Annotated in this window: 20 protein-coding genes; 8 read left to right on the plus strand and 12 right to left on the minus strand. The window is 59.3% G+C overall.

Annotated elements, in window-relative coordinates; genetic code table 11:
- Positions 1–4 precede the first annotated feature (4 nt).
- The 7 genes from modB to TU79_RS21995 all read right to left on the minus strand — a co-directional run bounded on the left by modB (position 5) and on the right by TU79_RS21995 (position 4,941).
- A complete protein-coding gene (gene modB, locus TU79_RS21970; protein WP_057009967.1) occupies positions 5–685 on the minus strand; it encodes a molybdate ABC transporter permease subunit in 681 nt (226 codons plus the stop codon).
- A complete protein-coding gene (gene modA, locus TU79_RS21975; protein WP_057009968.1) occupies positions 686–1,438 on the minus strand; it encodes a molybdate ABC transporter substrate-binding protein in 753 nt (250 codons plus the stop codon).
- Positions 1,439–1,534: 96 nt separating this feature from the next.
- Positions 1,535–2,593: an NAD(P)H-dependent flavin oxidoreductase gene (locus tag TU79_RS21980; RefSeq protein WP_057009969.1), complete on the minus strand. Its 1,059-nt coding sequence runs from the start codon at positions 2,591–2,593 to the stop codon at positions 1,535–1,537.
- A gap of 69 nt (positions 2,594–2,662) precedes the next feature.
- Positions 2,663–3,694: a bifunctional DNA-binding transcriptional regulator/O6-methylguanine-DNA methyltransferase Ada gene (gene ada, locus TU79_RS21985; RefSeq protein WP_057009970.1), complete on the minus strand. Its 1,032-nt coding sequence runs from the start codon at positions 3,692–3,694 to the stop codon at positions 2,663–2,665.
- Positions 3,695–3,769: 75 nt separating this feature from the next.
- Positions 3,770–4,435: a DNA oxidative demethylase AlkB gene (gene alkB / locus TU79_RS21990; RefSeq protein ID WP_057009971.1), complete on the minus strand. Its 666-nt coding sequence runs from the start codon at positions 4,433–4,435 to the stop codon at positions 3,770–3,772.
- A 4-nt stretch (positions 4,436–4,439) separates the two neighbouring features.
- Positions 4,440–4,613, minus strand: coding sequence for a hypothetical protein (locus tag TU79_RS26370; protein ID WP_169793810.1), 174 nt, complete (start codon positions 4,611–4,613; stop codon positions 4,440–4,442).
- A 25-nt stretch (positions 4,614–4,638) separates the two neighbouring features.
- Positions 4,639–4,941: a DUF1883 domain-containing protein gene (locus tag TU79_RS21995; RefSeq protein WP_003230751.1), complete on the minus strand. Its 303-nt coding sequence runs from the start codon at positions 4,939–4,941 to the stop codon at positions 4,639–4,641.
- Positions 4,942–5,154: 213 nt separating this feature from the next.
- On the opposite strand from TU79_RS21995, the gene TU79_RS22000 reads away from it, so the two are divergent.
- Both TU79_RS22000 and TU79_RS22005 read left to right on the plus strand, forming a co-directional pair.
- Positions 5,155–5,505, plus strand: coding sequence for a hypothetical protein (locus tag TU79_RS22000; protein ID WP_003230749.1), 351 nt, complete (start codon positions 5,155–5,157; stop codon positions 5,503–5,505).
- Between the two features lie 90 nt (positions 5,506–5,595).
- Positions 5,596–5,826: a hypothetical protein gene (locus tag TU79_RS22005; protein ID WP_057009972.1), complete on the plus strand. Its 231-nt coding sequence runs from the start codon at positions 5,596–5,598 to the stop codon at positions 5,824–5,826.
- A gap of 11 nt (positions 5,827–5,837) precedes the next feature.
- On the opposite strand, the gene TU79_RS22010 is transcribed toward TU79_RS22005, so the two are convergent.
- Both TU79_RS22010 and TU79_RS22015 read right to left on the minus strand, forming a co-directional pair.
- Positions 5,838–6,119 carry a YgdI/YgdR family lipoprotein gene (locus tag TU79_RS22010; RefSeq protein ID WP_003230746.1) on the minus strand — a complete coding sequence of 94 codons (282 nt, stop codon included), beginning with the start codon at positions 6,117–6,119 and terminating at the stop codon, positions 5,838–5,840.
- Positions 6,120–6,262: 143 nt separating this feature from the next.
- Positions 6,263–6,448: a hypothetical protein gene (locus TU79_RS22015; RefSeq protein WP_003230745.1), complete on the minus strand. Its 186-nt coding sequence runs from the start codon at positions 6,446–6,448 to the stop codon at positions 6,263–6,265.
- Positions 6,449–6,689: 241 nt separating this feature from the next.
- Here TU79_RS22015 and galU point away from each other — a divergent pair, with 241 nt between their 5' ends.
- Both galU and gorA read left to right on the plus strand, forming a co-directional pair.
- Positions 6,690–7,529, plus strand: coding sequence for a UTP--glucose-1-phosphate uridylyltransferase GalU (galU, locus tag TU79_RS22020; protein ID WP_003230743.1), 840 nt, complete (start codon positions 6,690–6,692; stop codon positions 7,527–7,529).
- A gap of 107 nt (positions 7,530–7,636) precedes the next feature.
- Entirely contained in the window at positions 7,637–8,995 is a 1,359-nt protein-coding gene (gorA, locus tag TU79_RS22025; protein WP_057009973.1) for a glutathione-disulfide reductase, read from the plus strand.
- Here the strand turns inward: gorA and TU79_RS22030 are convergent, their stop codons facing one another.
- On the minus strand, positions 8,996–10,003 hold the full coding sequence (locus TU79_RS22030) for a DNA-binding protein (RefSeq protein ID WP_057009974.1): 1,008 nt from the start codon (positions 10,001–10,003) through the stop codon (positions 8,996–8,998).
- Between the two features lie 170 nt (positions 10,004–10,173).
- On the opposite strand from TU79_RS22030, the gene TU79_RS22035 reads away from it, so the two are divergent.
- The 3 genes from TU79_RS22035 (at position 10,174) to ahpF (ending at position 13,493) form a co-directional block, all read left to right on the plus strand.
- Entirely contained in the window at positions 10,174–11,106 is a 933-nt protein-coding gene (locus tag TU79_RS22035; RefSeq protein WP_057009975.1) for a site-specific integrase, read from the plus strand.
- A gap of 133 nt (positions 11,107–11,239) precedes the next feature.
- Positions 11,240–11,803 carry an alkyl hydroperoxide reductase subunit C gene (ahpC, locus tag TU79_RS22040; protein WP_003191303.1) on the plus strand — a complete coding sequence of 188 codons (564 nt, stop codon included), beginning with the start codon at positions 11,240–11,242 and terminating at the stop codon, positions 11,801–11,803.
- 124 nt (positions 11,804–11,927) lie between these two features.
- Entirely contained in the window at positions 11,928–13,493 is a 1,566-nt protein-coding gene (gene ahpF / locus TU79_RS22045) for an alkyl hydroperoxide reductase subunit F (protein ID WP_057009976.1), read from the plus strand.
- Between the two features lie 50 nt (positions 13,494–13,543).
- On the opposite strand, the gene gloA is transcribed toward ahpF, so the two are convergent.
- Positions 13,544–14,065, minus strand: coding sequence for a lactoylglutathione lyase (gene gloA, locus TU79_RS22050; RefSeq protein ID WP_015372046.1), 522 nt, complete (start codon positions 14,063–14,065; stop codon positions 13,544–13,546).
- Between the two features lie 176 nt (positions 14,066–14,241).
- On the opposite strand from gloA, the gene TU79_RS22055 reads away from it, so the two are divergent.
- The gene (locus tag TU79_RS22055; protein ID WP_057009977.1) at positions 14,242–14,778 is read left to right on the plus strand and encodes a DUF4946 domain-containing protein; all 537 of its coding nucleotides are present in this window, start codon (positions 14,242–14,244) and stop codon (positions 14,776–14,778) included.
- A 111-nt stretch (positions 14,779–14,889) separates the two neighbouring features.
- Here TU79_RS22055 and TU79_RS22060 read toward each other — a convergent pair whose 3' ends face one another.
- Positions 14,890–15,255 (minus strand): histone-like nucleoid-structuring protein, MvaT/MvaU family, encoded by a 366-nt coding sequence (locus tag TU79_RS22060; protein WP_003230735.1) that lies wholly within the window; start codon positions 15,253–15,255, stop codon positions 14,890–14,892.
- Between the last annotated feature and the right edge of the window lie 166 nt (positions 15,256–15,421).

The following is a 15,421-nucleotide window of genomic DNA, read 5'->3' on the forward strand; positions in this document are numbered from 1 at the left end:
GACATCAGCTCCAGCCCATGCGGGTTTTACGGCCAGAGTACAGCGCCAGCAGCACAACGAATGCAAATACCACCATGGCGCCCGCCAGCCAATGGGCCTGGGCATATTCCATGGCTTCGACATGATCGTAGATCTGCACCGACACCACGCGGGTCTTGTCCGGGATATTGCCGCCGATCATCAGCACCACGCCGAACTCCCCGACGGTATGGGCAAAACCGAGGATAGAGGCGGTGATGAATCCAGGGCGTGCGAGGGGCAGGATCACCGTGAAAAACGTGTCCCAGGGGTTGGCGCGCAAGGTGGCAGCGACCTCCAATGGACGCGTGCCGATGGCAGAAAACGCGTTCTGCAACGGCTGCACCACGAAGGGCATGGAATAGATGACCGAGCCGATCACCAGCCCGGCGAAGCTGAAGGTGAGGGTGCCCAGGCCCAGCCATTGGGTGAACTGGCCGACGTAGCCGTGGGGCCCCATGGTCAACAGCAGATAGAAGCCGATAACGGTAGGCGGCAGCACCAGCGGCAGGGCAACCACCGCTCCGATAGGCCCGCGCCACCACGAGCGGGTGCGCGACAACCACAGCGCAATGGGCGTGCCGATCACCAGCAGGATCACCGTAGTGAGTGACGCCAGTTTGAGCGTCAACCAGATCGCGGAAAAATCGGCGCTCGACAGCGGCATTTACAGCTCGTAACCGTAGGATTTGATGACCGTTGCGGCTTTTGGTCCCTTGAGGTAGTCAACGAGAGCCTTGGCCGCCGCGCTGTCTTTGCCTTTTTTGAGGATCACCGCGTCCTGTTTGATCGGGTCATGCAGTGACGCCGGAACGATCCACGCCGAACCGTGCGTGACCTTGCCGTCCTTATAGATCTGCGACAAGGCGACAAACCCCAGCTCGGCGTTACCGGTGGACACGAACTGATAGGCCTGGGTGATGTTCTGGCCTTCAACGAGCTTGTGCTTGACCTGCTCGGTCAGGCCCTGTTTGGCCAGCACCTGGGTGGCGGCCAGGCCGTAAGGCGCAGCTTTCGGATTGGCGATGGACAGGTGTTTGAACTGGTTTTCTTTCAGCACCTCGCCCTTGGCGTCCACATAACCGTCCTTGGCTGACCACAGTGCGAGGGTGCCCACGGCGTAAGTAAAGCGCGAGCCCTTGAGGGTGTCGCCTTCGTTTTCGAGTTTTTGTGCGGTGGTGTCGTCGGCGCTCAAGAACACTTCGAACGGCGCGCCGTTCTTGATCTGGGTGTAGAACTGCCCCGTTGCCCCGTAGGACGCAACCAGCGTGTGGCCGGTGTCTTTCTCGAAGTCGGCGGCAATCGCCTGGATCGGCGCCGTGAAGTTGGCGGCCACGGCCACCTGGACCTCATCGGCCTGGGCTGACCCAAAGGCGAGGGCCGCGACCAGGACGGCCAGGCGAGGGGCGTGAATCTTCATGCAGCAGCTCCTTTGAGGGTGTGCGGCGCGACAAGGCGCAATCGCTGTGTAGGCAAATATATAGCGCCTGGCCATTGTCGGTACAGCGTGAAGTGCCTACTGCAGTTTTGCCAGGGCTTGTTCGGCCAGCTCGCGGGTCAGTGCGCAGGTTGAAATGTCTTTGCCCAGGCGCACTGCCTGGCCGGCCCACAGATTGCTGAAGCCCGCTTCGTCCCTGGTTTTGAGCGGCATCAACGCACCACCGGCCTTGGGGAACGCAGGGGCTGCGGGGTTTATCGCGCCGAGTTCACGCATGACCCGGTTGACGATGCCTCGCGCCGGGCGCCCCGTGAACAGGTTGGTGAGCGCGGTCTCGCTGGCCTGGGCATGGCGCAGCGCATGGTGGTGGGAAGCCGTCACCGTGGCCTGCGGCGTAAACAGATACGCCGTGCCGATCTGCACTGCTGACGCGCCCAGGGCAAAGGCGGCGACGATGCCCCGCGCGTCGGCGATGCCACCGGCGGCAATCACTGGCACGCTGACGGCGTCGACAACTTGCGGCAACAACGCAAACAGGCCGATCTGACTATTGATGTCGTCACTCAGAAACATCCCACGGTGCCCGCCGGCTTCAAAGCCCATGGCGATGATGGCGTCGCAGCCGTGTTGCTCCAGCCAGAGCGCTTCCTCAACGGTGGTGGCCGATGACAGCACCTTGGCACCCGTGGCTTTCACCCGGTCGAGCAGGGATTTTTCCGGCAGGCCAAAGTGAAAGCTCACCACTTCGGGGCGAAATTCCTCGACCACTCGGCACGCGTCGTCGTTAAACGGTGCGCGGTTGGACACGGGCGTTGGCGCATCAAAGTCGGCGCCCAGTTCGCGGTAGTAGGGTTCCAGCAACGCTTTCCAGCGGGTGTCGCGCGCTTCATCCGGGGCAGGCGGTTGATGACAGAAAAAGTTGACGTTGATTGGCCGGGTGCCAGCCTGACGAATCGTGGTCAGGGCTTCACGAAGCTGCTCGATGCTCAGCGCCGCGGCGGGCATTGAGCCCAGCGCACCGGCCTCGTTGGCGGCGATGACCATGGCGGTGGTGGTGGCACCGGCCATGGGCGCTTGAATGATGGGCACCTCAATGCCCAGGAGGTCGAGAATGCGGGTGTCTGGCCAGGTGCTCATGGGAGGGGGCTCCAGCGTGGGAAGGCGGTTCGCTGTTTTAACAGGGTCGTCGTCATCCGACCAGTCCATTCAGCCCTCGCGTTCTCGTTCCAGCAGCTGCCGCTTACGTTCCACCCCCCAGCGATAACCACTCAAATCGCCATTGCTGCGCACCACACGGTGACAGGGAATGGCCACCGCCAGGCTGTTGGCCCCACAGGCTTGCGCCACCGCGCGGGATGAGGTGGGCGCGCCGATGCGCTGGGCGATCTGCTCGTAGCTGGCGGTACTGCCCGGAGGAATATCACGCAAGGCTTGCCACACTCGCTCCTGAAACGCGGTGCCGCGCAGGTCCAGCGGCAGGTTCAGGCCCAGGCCTGGCGCTTCGATAAAACCCACGACCTGAGCGATCAGTTGTTCGAAATCGTGATCCGCGCCGAGCAGTTCGGCCCTGGGGAACTTGTCCTGCAGGTTTTGCACCAGCACGTTTGGATCGTCGCCCAGCAGGATCGCGCACACGCCTCGCAGACTTTGCGCCACCAGAATCGCGCCCAACGAGCACTCACCCACGGCAAAACGGATCTCGCTGTTGGTGCCGCCGGCCTTGTAGTCGCTGGGTTTCATGCCCAGCATTTGCCCGGCCGACTCATAAAAGCGGCTGTTGGAGTTGAAGCCTGCGTGGTACAGCGCGTCCGTTACGGTGCCTGGCTGTTTGAGCCCATCGCGCACCCTGCGTGAACGTTCGGCGCGCGCATAGCCCTTGGGCGTGAGGCCGGTGATCGATTTGAATACCCGATGAAAATGAAAAGGGCTCAGTCCGGCCTGCAGGGCCAGAGTTTCAAGGCTGGGTTCAGTGTCGGCCTGTTCGATCTGGCGGCACGCGTCGGCCACACGCCTGGCATGTTGCATCGCGCTCTCGGTGCGTTTATTCGGCCGATAACCGGCCGCTTCGGCTTGTTGAGGCGTGTCAAAAAACTCGACGTTCTCCGGGCGCGGCCGGCGTGCGCTACTGCTGGGCCGGCAGTAGACGCCGGTGGTTCTGACGCCATAGACGAACAGAGTGTCGGCCTTCGGGTCTCGGGCGAGGACAGCGGTCCAGCGTGGGTCTTGTTCAATGTTCATGGCCTGGACTCTTGACGGTTCACGGGCAGATTAGCCGTACGATTGGCCCGTGGCACTCTGAAGCTTGCGGTCAAATCAGCCGGCGGTGCGAAAGGTGAGGTTGATGCGTTGCGCGCCCATGATCGGGTGTTCGCCGTTCTTGATCGGCATCACGCCATGAAAGCGCAAGCGATCGACGCCGCCCCAGACCACCACATCGCCATGGAACAAAGAGACTTTTTGCGGCGTGTCACTGCGCGCGTGGCCGCCGAACAGAAAGATCGCCGGCAGCCCGAGGGACACTGACACCACTGGCGCCGTGTAGTGACGTTCGTTTTTGTCCTGGTGCAGGGACATCTTGGCGCCAGGCACGTAGCGGTTGATCAGGCACGCATCCGGCGCGAAGTCAGCGAACCCCGCGTTCGCCGCAGCCTGCTCGGCCAGTTGGCGCAAGGCATCGGGCAGGGCTGGCCAGGGCTGTTGGTTGTTTGGATCAATCGGGCTGTAGCGGTAGCCGGTGCTGTCGGTGGTCCAGCCCAATGCGCCACAGCTGCTCAGCGCCGCCGACATGGTAAAGCCGCCGGGTGTGACCATTCTGCGAAAGGGGGACCGCGCCAGTACGCTTCTCAGCTCGGGCAGCAGGCGATCAATCCAGGGCAAGGCAAAGCCTCTGAGCACCCAGGATTGTTCGCCGATCTGCTCGCGGCTTGCCGGTTGCTGCAAGGCCTCGTCGGCAAACAGGTCGGCAGTGGGGCCGGCCATGGGCTTACAGCGCCTTGCTCACGGTGATTTCGCTGATTTCGTCGTTGGCCTCATGAATTTTCGCCAGTGCTTTACTGGCTTCTTCAGTGCTGTTGGACTCAAGCTGGGCGAATTCAAAGCGGCGTTCGCCGTTGAGCCTGTACTTGATGACGTATTTAGTTTTAGTGGTGGTGATCACAGCTTTATTCCTGTCAGTGCGCGGGTCAGCTCAGCTTGCTGCTGGTACGGCGGACGATGCGGATCTTGTGGGACAGCGCCGGTTTGCGGGTAACGCTGATGGCGCGGCGGGTGACCACATCCAGCGTGATGTTCCAGAAACCGGTGCTGGGCGCGGTGATTTTTGCCGGGAACTGGTCGAACGCGCCACCGTGGTAAGTGTGGCGACCGCCGTTCTTGAAGCTGCGAAAGTTCGCGTCGCTCATCAGACGGATATTACAAGTTTGCGAGCATTCGATGACGACGATGTCTCCCTCATTGAGGTGCTCACGCTGGTGGATGAATTTCATGAGGTGTCTCCAGAAGGGCTTTTTCTGAAAAATCAGAACGATACGTAGGTTAAGATGGAGTTTATCAGCCCCAGCGCGTTTATTATCGGGCCGTCGTCGACGACTTCGACAATTTAAAACAGTTTATCTACCCAGTTATTAGAGATAAATCCTACTTTTGCGGGAGAAAATTCCTATGCCCGCTGTCGTAGGGTCTTTATCGGAGGTTTTTGTATGAAGTGGAGTGTGTTGGTTCTGGCGTTGGCGATCGGCGGGTGTGCTTCGGTTGCGGACATCAAGCAGACCCCGCCCACACTGGCGGTCATTTCTGGAAAGAAGCCTCAGGATTATGCGGCGTGCATTGTGCAGAAGTTGTCCAGCACGCGTCGGCCATCGCAGATAGAACCGCACAAGAACGGGGTGCAGGTGATCGTGCCACAGAAGTTCTCGGCTGACCCTTCGGCGATCTTTGAGATTGAAGACCGCTCCAGCGGCAGCAGCATCAAGCTTTACGAGAGCATGTCCAACGTGCCGATCCGGCCGGGTGACGTGAAGAAAGCCGGGGAAGATTGCATTTCCGGTTGAGCGCCATCACCGGCCCAACCTTTTGAATCCGATAAAAATGCCGCTCGACGTTGAGGTCAAGCGGCATTTGTGTATTTTTGGAACGCCGTCATGAAACGTGAACACGTCACAAGCTGTCAGGCCGAGGGTCTGATTTCGGCCACCCACATTATCCAGAACCCTGCCGACCTAGGTGAATGGATTGTCTTCTTCAAAAAAAGCGGTGGGCGCAGTTTTTTCCTGGTGGATGATCAGGATGAAGTGGAGTCCTTCGCGAGTCTGGATGACTTGACCGATACACTGCGGGGGTTGGGCATCCGTTTTGCCGAGATCCAACTGTAGACGCGCAGCGCCTATTTGCAGACCACCACAACGCTGCGGCCTTTGAAATTGCCGACATCCTTACCCAGCGTCTTGTCTTCCTCGCTCAACGCCGGCGTGCCCTCGGTGCCGATAATGCGGTAACCGGTGCCGGCGCAGGAGGCATCGGCCTTCTCGTAGCAACTGGCCCAGGAGTTGACTTCGCCTGAGCAATCGATGGTCAGGCCTTGTTCGCCATTTTTGAGGACCACGTCAGAGGTGGTGGTGCAACCGGCCAGCGCCAGTACGGCAGTCAGTGTCAGGATCTTGTTCATGGTGAGGTCGTCGTCAAAGGAGGTGTAAGGGCGCTGACACTGTCGTGGGGCGTTTGCGCAAGATTATAGCGATCTGCCATCTTGGTACAGACAAACACAAAAAAGCCCCGGTTATCGGGGCTTTGTAGGCAGGGCAGTGAGGCTTATTTGCCTTTGGGCCGCTTGCTGGACGCATGGCCTGCCTCATCCACGAACACTTCGGCAACCGCAATTGCCATGCTTTCGCTGGCGAACACGCCTGCGACGCTGTCACCGTGGAAGTTGATCAAGTGCCAGCCGTCTGCTCGCTTCGTGATCAGGTAGCCATTTACGCCTTTGGGTTCTGACATCTATTAACCGTCTCATGATGTGATTCAAGGCCGTAATGATAGCGCCAAACGTTGCGCTGCGGCCCAAGTTATTGCCTGTCCATGGGGTGGGTGAGGGCATTTGTCGCAAGATAAGTGGAACTTACGCAGAATTTTTTTCTCTATGTTGCTATCGCAACGCCAGCAGGACCCATTGTAAGGTGACTGCTGCCTCATTAGACTGCGCCGAATTCCGTACGCACAGCCCTTTGTAAGGACTCATATGATCAAGAAATGCTTGTTCCCAGCAGCCGGTTACGGCACTCGCTTCTTGCCAGCGACCAAGGCCATGCCCAAAGAGATGCTGCCGGTGGTAAACAAGCCACTGATCCAGTACGGCGTCGAAGAGGCACTGGATGCCGGTCTGAATGAAATTTCCATCGTCACCGGTCGCGGCAAGCGCGCACTGGAAGACCACTTCGACATCAGCTACGAGCTGGAAAACCAGATCAAGGGCACCGACAAGGAAAAATACCTGGTCGGTATCCGCAAGCTGCTCGACGAGTGCTCGTTCTCCTACACCCGTCAAACCCAGATGAAAGGCCTTGGCCATGCCATCCTCACCGGTCGTCCATTGATCGGTGATGAACCGTTCGCCGTGGTCCTGGCTGATGACCTGTGTGTCAACCTGGAAGGCGACGGCGTACTGACCCAGATGGTCAAGCTCTATCAGAAATACCGTTGCACCATCGTGGCTGTGATGGAGGTCAATCCGGCCGAGACCAACAAGTACGGCGTTATCGCCGGCGACGACATTGGTGATGGCCTGATCCGCGTTCGCGACATGGTTGAGAAGCCCGCACCGGAAGACGCACCCTCGAACCTGGCGATCATCGGGCGTTACATCCTGACCCCGGACATCTTCAAGTTGATCGAAGAAACCGAGCCAGGCAAGGGCGGCGAGATCCAGATCACCGACGCGCTGCTCAAGCAAGCCAAAGACGGTTGCGTGATTGCCTACAAATTCAAGGGGCAGCGCTTTGACTGCGGCGGCGCTGAAGGCTACATCGAAGCCACCAACTTCTGCTACGAGCACTTCTACAAGACGGGCAAGGCTTACTGATTCACGCCTGCGTCGTTGTGTTTGAAGCGAAAGCCACCCCCGGGTGGCTTTTTCGTTTTTCAGCCCCATCTAAGTCGGTATGCTGATGCGCTGCCGAGGAGAGTGAAATGGCCTACGATTTTGACCTGTATGTAATTGGCGCCGGTTCCGGCGGTGTTCGCGCGGCCCGCTTTGCCGCAGGCTTTGGTGCCAAAGTGGCCGTGGCCGAAAGCCGCTACCTGGGCGGCACGTGCGTCAACGTCGGTTGCGTGCCGAAAAAACTGTTGGTGTACGGCGCGCATTTTGCCGAAGACTTCGAGCAGGCCGGCGGTTTTGGCTGGTCCCTGGGCGAAGCGAACTTTGATTGGGCGACGTTGATTGCCAACAAGGATCGCGAGATCAACCGCCTCAATGGTATCTACCGCAAGCTGCTGGTCGACAGCGGCGTTACGCTGCATGAGGGGCATGCGCGGTTGGTCGACCCTCATCAGGTGGAAATCAATGGCGAGCGGTTCACCGCCAGACACATTCTGATCGCCACCGGTGGCTGGCCGCAGATTCCGGAGATTCCAGGGCGCGAGCACGCGATTGGCTCCAATGAGGCGTTTTTCCTCAAGGAACTGCCCAAACGTGTACTGGTGGTGGGTGGCGGCTACATCGCGGTCGAGTTTGCCGGGATCTTCCATGGCCTTGGCGCCAGTACATCGCTGCTGTATCGCGGCGACCTGTTTCTGCGCGGCTTCGACGGCTCTGTGCGTATCCACCTGAAAGAAGAGCTGACCAAGCGCGGCCTGGACCTGCAGTTCAATGCCGATATCGCACGTATCGACAAGCAGGCCGATGGCAGCCTCAAAGCCACGCTCAAGGATGGTCGCGTGCTGGAAGCCGATTGTGTGTTCTATGCCACAGGCCGCCGGCCGATGCTGGATAACCTTGGCCTGGAAAATACCGGCGTCAAACTGGACAAGCGCGGCTTTGTGGAAGTGGACGAGCTGTATCAGACCGCTGAAGCGTCGATCCTGGCGATTGGCGACGTGATCGGCCGTGTGCAACTGACCCCGGTGGCCCTGGCCGAGGGCATGGCGGTAGCGCGTCGTCTGTTCAAGCCCGAACAGTATCGCCCGGTGGATTACGCAATGATTCCCACAGCGGTATTCAGCCTGCCGAACATCGGCACCGTTGGCCTGACCGAAGAAGACGCAAAAGAGCAAGGCCACACAGTGAAGGTGTTTGAAAGCCGCTTCCGGCCGATGAAACTCACCCTCACCGGGTGCCAGGAAAAGACCTTGATGAAGCTGGTCGTCGACGCCGACACCGACAAGGTGCTGGGCTGCCATATGGTCGGCCCCGATGCCGGCGAAATCGTGCAGGGCCTGGCCATCGCGCTCAAGGCGGGCGCGACCAAGCAGCACTTCGACGAAACCATTGGTGTGCACCCGACGGCCGCTGAAGAGTTCGTCACCCTGCGCACGCCTGTAGCCGACTGATCAGGCGTCAGGCGTTGCCTCTGGCGTCGTCGCAACGACGGCCGCCAGGCGTAGCGCCTCGATGCTGGCCTGGGCCTTGATCAGGTCCAGTTCCAGCGTCTTGTTCCTTTGTTGATGCTCGGCCAGCGCATCCTGGCGTGACTGGCTGTCCAGCATGGCCACGCGCAAACGTTCCTGCAGCAGGGCGCGTTCGCTTTCAATCCGGTTTACCTGTTCGCTCAGCGCGAGTTGCCGGGCCTGGTCTTTGCGGGTCTGTTCCTGCAGCGCATTCAGTTCCCTGGCCGTGACGCGCTGCTCGCTCAGCAGGCGCTCGTTGTCACGGTGCAACTGGGTGATCTCGTCCTGACGCACCATCGCACTTTGCTGGGCCTGGCGCAGTTCGGCCTGCACCTGCTGCAACTGGCCTTCGTGACGGCGCTGCTCCTGCTCGCGCTGTTCCTTGATTGCGTTGCGGTAATGCTCCAGCGCGTCGCGTGCGTGCAGGTGCTTGTCTTCCAGCGAACGAATCTGTTCGTCCTTGTCGTTGATCCTCAATTCGTAATCGCTGCACGCCTGGCTGAGCCCGGCGTTGCGTGTCTGCTCGGTTTGCAGGCTGGTGCTGGCGGTCTGCAGCGCAGCACTTTCTTCTGCAAGCGCTGCCGCCTGGATATCGAACTGCTGCTTGAGCTGGCTGTGGGCAAGCTCAAGTGCTTCCAGTTGGCCGAGCAGGGCGGCTTTGTCCTGTTCGAAGCGCGCCTGGGCCAGGTCGATTGGCTCCTGGGCTTTTTCCTTGAGGCGCTGGGCCAGCCGTGACACCAGCTCGCTCAACTCGTCGTCGATGGGCGCCTGGGTGATGGTCGCCCGGGTTTCGCTTTCGTCCAGCTCCTTCAAATACCGATGAATAGTGGTTTTCGAACCGGTATTGCCCATCTCGATGCGTACCGCGTCGATGCTGGGGTTTTCGCCGCGGGCGATGATCGCCGCACGGGCTGTCTGGACTACTGCCTTGTTAATGCCGCCACGAGCCATGGGGTCTCCGTCGATTTCGTACTGTGGTACAGGGTATGTAGTTACATACCGTATCATAAATATAAAACTCTTTAAATTCATGATTTAACAGATGGGATATTGGCGTATTATCCCGTGTCATGCGCATTGTGAGCGCAAATACCCCCGCCATCAGTACGAAAAGGCCTGGCATGAGCGATCTGGAGCGGTATCTCAACGCGGCTACCCGCGACAACACGCGCCGCAGCTATCGCGCGGCCATCGAGCATTTCGAAGTGAATTGGGGCGGATTCCTGCCCGCCACCAGCGACAGCGTGGCGCGCTATCTGGTGGCGCATGCCGGCGTGCTGGCGGTCAATACGCTGAAGCTGCGCCTGTCGGCGTTGGCGCAGTGGCACACCAGCCAGGGTTTTCCCGATCCGACCAAGACGCCGGTGGTGCGCAAGGTGCTCAAGGGCATTCGCGCCGTGCACCCGGTTCAGGAGAAGCAGGCCGAACCGTTGCAGCTCATTCACCTGGAGCAGGTGGTGGCTTTTTTGCAGGCAGAGGCGCAGGAGGCGAGCGATCAGCAGGATCAACCCGGAGTCCTGCGCGCCAGGCGCGACATGGCGTTGATCCTGCTGGGATTCTGGCGCGGGTTTCGCAGTGATGAACTGTGTCGCCTGCAGATCGAACATGTGCAGGCCACGCCCGGCGCTGGCATCAGTCTGTATCTGCCGCGCAGCAAAAGCGATCGTGACAATCTCGGCAAGACTTACCAGACGCCTGCGCTCTTGAGGCTGTGCCCGGTACAGGCCTACAGCGAATGGCTGAGTGCCTCGGCGCTGGTACGCGGCCCGGTGTTTCGCGGCATTGACCGCTGGGGCAACCTGGGCGAGGAGGGCTTGCATCCCAACAGCGTGATCCCCTTGTTGCGCCAAGCGCTTGAGCGTGCAGGGATCGCCGCCGAGCAATACACCAGCCACTCATTGCGCCGGGGCTTTGCGACCTGGGCTCACCGCAGTGGTTGGGACTTGAAGTCGTTGATGAGTTATGTCGGCTGGCGCGACATGAAATCGGCCATGCGCTATGTTGAGGCGACCCCCTTTACCGGCATGACGTTGGCGAGCCAACCGCTGCTGTGAGATTTCTTCTATTAATACAGTGACCTGATAGGGAAAACCAATCGCGAGCATCAGGTTTGCCAATGAGCCATCGGTGTGAAGAGTGGTTAGGATTCACCCCATCAACTTCATAACCCCTGACGGAGAGTCAACGATGCCTATCATCAACAGCCAAGTAAAACCGTTCAAAGCCACCGCATTCAAAAACGGCAGCTTCGTAGATGTGACCGACGCTGACCTGAAAGGCAAATGGTCCGTTGTGTTCTTCTACCCAGCCGACTTCACCTTTGTTTGCCCAACCGAACTGGAAGACCTGGCTGACAACTACGCCGAATTCCAGAAACTGGGCGTCGAGATTTACAGCGTGTCCACCGACACCCACTTCGCCCACGCTGCCTGGCACAACACCTCGCCAGCCATCGGCAAAATCCAGTACACCATGATCGGCGACCCGACCCTGACCATCTCCCGCAACTTCGACGTGCTGATCGAAGAAGCTGGCCTGGCGGACCGCGGCACTTTCGTGATCAACCCGGAAGGTCAGATCAAGATCGTCGAACTGAACGACGGTGGTGTTGGCCGTGACGCTTCCGAGCTGCTGCGCAAAATCAAGGCTGCCCAGTACGTTGCTGCCCACCCGGGCGAAGTGTGCCCAGCCAAGTGGAAAGAAGGCGAGGCCACCCTGGCTCCGTCCCTGGACCTGGTCGGCAAGATCTAAGTCCGTGAAGCACCCAGGGCGGGTATCCGCACCTACTCAGTAAGCCGCAACCGCCCTCAAAAAACGCCCGGGCGAGATTCGCTCGGGCGTTTTTTTATACCCGTAATTAAAGGAAATCGCCCGTATGTTGGACGCCACTCTTAAAGCTCAGTTGAAGTCATACCTGGAACGCGTCACCCAGCCGATTGAGATCGTCGCCTCCCTCGATGACGGCGCGAAGTCCCAGGAAATGCTTGCCCTTTTGCAGGACGTGACCAGCCTCACCACGCTGATCACTCTGAACACCGATGGCCATGACGCGCGCAAGCCGTCGTTCTCCATCAACCGACCGGGTGCCGATATCAGTCTGCGTTTTGCCGGCATCCCCATGGGCCATGAATTTACTTCGCTGGTGCTGGCCCTGCTGCAAGTCGGCGGCCACCCTTCGAAAGCCAGTGTCGAAGTGATTGAACAGATTCGCGCCCTCAAAGGCGAGTTCAACTTCGAGACTTACTTCTCGCTCTCCTGCCAGAACTGCCCGGATGTGGTCCAGGCGCTGAACCTGATGGCCGTGCTCAACCCGAACATCCGCCACGTCGCCATCGACGGCGCGCTGTTCCAGGCGGAAGTCGATGAGCGCCAGGTCATGGCAGTGCCCAGCGTCTATTTGAATGGTGTGAACTTCGGCCAGGGCCGCATGGGGCTGGAAGAAATTCTTGCCAAACTCGACACCAGCGGCATCGAAAAAGCCGCCGAGAAAATCAGTGCCAAGGACGCGTTTGATGTTCTGGTAGTGGGCGGTGGCCCGGCCGGTTCTTCGGCTGCGATCTACGCTGCGCGCAAAGGCATCCGTACCGGTGTGGCGGCCGAGCGCTTTGGCGGCCAGGTGCTGGACACCATGTCCATCGAGAACTTCATCTCGGTGCAGGAAACCGAAGGGCCGAAACTGGTCAGCGCCCTGGAAGCCCATGTGCGTCAGTACGACGTGGACATCATGAACCTGCAGCGCGCCAGCAGCCTGATTCCGGCAAAAAATGCCGGCGAGCTGCACGAAATTCGTTTCGAAAGTGGTGCCACTCTCAAATCCAGAACTCTGATTCTGGCCACCGGCGCCCGCTGGCGTGAAATGGGTGTGCCGGGCGAGCAGCAATACAAGGCCAAGGGCGTGTGCTTCTGCCCGCACTGCGATGGTCCGCTGTTCAAGGGCAAGCGTGTTGCGGTGATCGGCGGCGGTAACTCCGGCGTTGAAGCGGCCATCGACCTGGCCGGCATTGTCAGCCACGTGACTTTGCTTGAGTTCGACAGCAAACTTCGCGCTGACGCCGTGTTGCAGCGCAAGTTGCACAGCCTGCCGAATGTGGACGTGATCACCAGCGCACTGACCAGCGAAGTCAAAGGTGACGGTCAGAAAGTCACCGGCCTGGTGTACAAGGATCGCGACAGTGGCGAGTTCAACACCCTCGACCTGGAAGGCATCTTTGTGCAGATCGGCTTGTTGCCTAATACCGACTGGCTCAAAGGCACCGTGGAGCTGACACCACGCGGCGAGATCATCGTCGATGCCCGTGGCGAAACGTCACTGCCAGGCGTGTTTGCCGCCGGCGACGTGACGACCGTACCTTACAAGCAGATCGTGATTGCGGTGGGCGAGGGCGCCAAGGCCTCCCTGAGTGCTTTCGATCATTTGATCCGCAGCTCCGCCCCGGCTTGATACCGGGCCTGCCAATGAAAAACCCCATGAGCGATCATGGGGTTTTTTCGTTACAGCGGCGCGGGCTGAATGATCTCGACCCAGTACCCGTCCGGGTCCTTGATAAAGGCCAGGCTTTTCATGCGGCCATCCGTCAGGCGCTTCTGGAAATCGCAGCCCAAGGCTTCGAAACGCTCGCAGGCGGCCACGATATCCGGCACCGAGATGCAGATATGACCAAAACCGCGCGGGTCGGTGTTGCCGTTGTGGTAGGCGAAGTCCGCGTCGTTTTCGGTGCCGTGGTTGTGGGTCAGCTCCAGGATGCCCGGAATCGACTTCATCCACTGGGTACGCGCGGCGGCGTCCGCTGGAATCTGCGCTTTATCGACGAGGGCGAGGAAGTACAGGCTGAATTCGGCTTCCGCGAAATCGCGCTTTTCCACCAGGGAAAACCCCATCACGCGCGTATAGAAGTCCAGCGACCGAGTGATGTCCTTGACCCGCAGCATGGTGTGGTTGAACACGAAGTTCGAGGTGGCGGTGTCAGGTTGGGCGGTGACGCCCGGCAAGGTGTTCAGTTCATGCAGGCTCATGGGCCCTCCAGGAAAAATGGGGCAAAGCGGTCCCTTGGCTTGCGGCAAGCGTCCGTGCTGCGCGGTCATGATACGCAACGCCTGCCGCCAGCGCCAAAAGAAAAGGTCACGCAGGCCTTGCGAGTCGCGGGTCTGGGGGCTCAAACTTTGACGCTTGAACCTTGGGCGTTTTTGCAATGATCCAATCACGTAAACCGCTGTTGAGTGCCTTGTGTTTATTGTTGGTCAGCCCGCTGGCATGGGCGGCCGACCCGGAAGTTCACTGGCCCAGTGGCTGGCAGGTAGAGGACGTGGCGCCGGACGTCCAGGCGCCCTCGGCTACCGCAAGCGTGTCCCGCCAACGGGCAATCAAGAACGACGAAAACGGCGCGACCCTGATGGTCATGGAACTGACCGCCACGCCGATTGAGGCAGGGCATAAGGTCAATCTGCAAGGCGTGTTGCTGGAGATGCGCAAATCCATCCAGAAGGATTTCGCCCAGGGCGGTTATCAAAGTGTGTGTACCAAAATTCACCCCAGCACCTTGAGCCGTCTCGATGCACTGGAGTCTACTTGCGTGATTACCGAGAACGGCAGGCATGTGCTGTCGCAAACATTAGTCGGCGCTGTCGATACCGATAAAGCCTACGTGTTTTCATTCGCGGGTCAGGCCGAGGCTTATGAAGCGAGCAAGAGTGAAGTCAGTTCAGTGCGCGACACGCTCAAACTTTAAGTGTGGGGTACTTATCGATATTTAACAAAATGAAATAATATTTAAGTTCGATTGCGAATCTTTCAATAAAAAAGCCCCGCGCAAGCGGGGCTCTTTGTTAGTGCGCTGTGATCAGCCGCGCAACCAGGAGTCTACAGTGGCGGCGCCATACTGTTCTTTCCAGGCTTTAAGGCCGCGATGGTTGCCGCCCTTGGTTTCGATCAGTTCGCCAGTGTGCGGGTTGTGGTACACCTTGACCACGCGTGCACGGCGCTGTTTCGGTGCAGCGGCAACTGCAGCGCCGGCCTTGCCCGGGTTAGGATCAAGGATGGAGATGATGTCGCGCAGGCCTTTGCCGTAATGCTTCATCAGCGCCTGAAGTTTTTCCTCGAATTCGATTTCTTTCTTCAGGCCGGCGTCGTTCTTCAGGGACTCCAGCTGGGCGAGCTGCTCTTGAAGGGCTTTTTCTGCTGCGCGAAATTCGGCGAGTCTGGACAAGATCTTTACTCCAATAGTGTATGTGGCTGACATCAACTGCAGACAACGCTATAAGCCAAGCGCGTTAAGACGACTCAAGTAAGATGGCGTCTGCGGGTGCTGCACAGGCAGGAAAAATTGTAGTAGTTAATTCCTCTTGAGTAAATCAAGTCTTTCGTCTGAACTC

Source organism: Pseudomonas trivialis, assembly GCF_001439805.1.
GTDB lineage: Bacteria > Pseudomonadota > Gammaproteobacteria > Pseudomonadales > Pseudomonadaceae > Aquipseudomonas > Aquipseudomonas trivialis.

Bases quoted from the DNA above. Each gene is read 5' to 3' on its own strand.
- TU79_RS22055 (WP_057009977.1), top strand. From the start codon at position 14,242: ATGATCCAATCACGTAAACCGCTGTTGAGTGCCTTGTGTTTATTGTTG.
- gloA (WP_015372046.1), bottom strand. From the start codon at position 14,065: ATGAGCCTGCATGAACTGAACACCTTGCCGGGCGTCACCGCCCAACCT.
- modB (WP_057009967.1), bottom strand. From the start codon at position 685: ATGCCGCTGTCGAGCGCCGATTTTTCCGCGATCTGGTTGACGCTCAAA.
- ada (WP_057009970.1), bottom strand. From the start codon at position 3,694: ATGAACATTGAACAAGACCCACGCTGGACCGCTGTCCTCGCCCGAGAC.
- TU79_RS21995 (WP_003230751.1), bottom strand. From the start codon at position 4,941: ATGAAATTCATCCACCAGCGTGAGCACCTCAATGAGGGAGACATCGTC.
- TU79_RS22030 (WP_057009974.1), bottom strand. From the start codon at position 10,003: ATGGCTCGTGGCGGCATTAACAAGGCAGTAGTCCAGACAGCCCGTGCG.
- TU79_RS22000 (WP_003230749.1), top strand. From the start codon at position 5,155: ATGAAGTGGAGTGTGTTGGTTCTGGCGTTGGCGATCGGCGGGTGTGCT.
- TU79_RS22035 (WP_057009975.1), top strand. From the start codon at position 10,174: ATGAGCGATCTGGAGCGGTATCTCAACGCGGCTACCCGCGACAACACG.
- TU79_RS22015 (WP_003230745.1), bottom strand. From the start codon at position 6,448: ATGTCAGAACCCAAAGGCGTAAATGGCTACCTGATCACGAAGCGAGCA.
- TU79_RS21980 (WP_057009969.1), bottom strand. From the start codon at position 2,593: ATGAGCACCTGGCCAGACACCCGCATTCTCGACCTCCTGGGCATTGAG.
- TU79_RS22010 (WP_003230746.1), bottom strand. From the start codon at position 6,119: ATGAACAAGATCCTGACACTGACTGCCGTACTGGCGCTGGCCGGTTGC.
- ahpC (WP_003191303.1), top strand. From the start codon at position 11,240: ATGCCTATCATCAACAGCCAAGTAAAACCGTTCAAAGCCACCGCATTC.
- TU79_RS22005 (WP_057009972.1), top strand. From the start codon at position 5,596: ATGAAACGTGAACACGTCACAAGCTGTCAGGCCGAGGGTCTGATTTCG.
- galU (WP_003230743.1), top strand. From the start codon at position 6,690: ATGATCAAGAAATGCTTGTTCCCAGCAGCCGGTTACGGCACTCGCTTC.
- alkB (WP_057009971.1), bottom strand. From the start codon at position 4,435: ATGGCCGGCCCCACTGCCGACCTGTTTGCCGACGAGGCCTTGCAGCAA.
- ahpF (WP_057009976.1), top strand. From the start codon at position 11,928: ATGTTGGACGCCACTCTTAAAGCTCAGTTGAAGTCATACCTGGAACGC.
- gorA (WP_057009973.1), top strand. From the start codon at position 7,637: ATGGCCTACGATTTTGACCTGTATGTAATTGGCGCCGGTTCCGGCGGT.
- modA (WP_057009968.1), bottom strand. From the start codon at position 1,438: ATGAAGATTCACGCCCCTCGCCTGGCCGTCCTGGTCGCGGCCCTCGCC.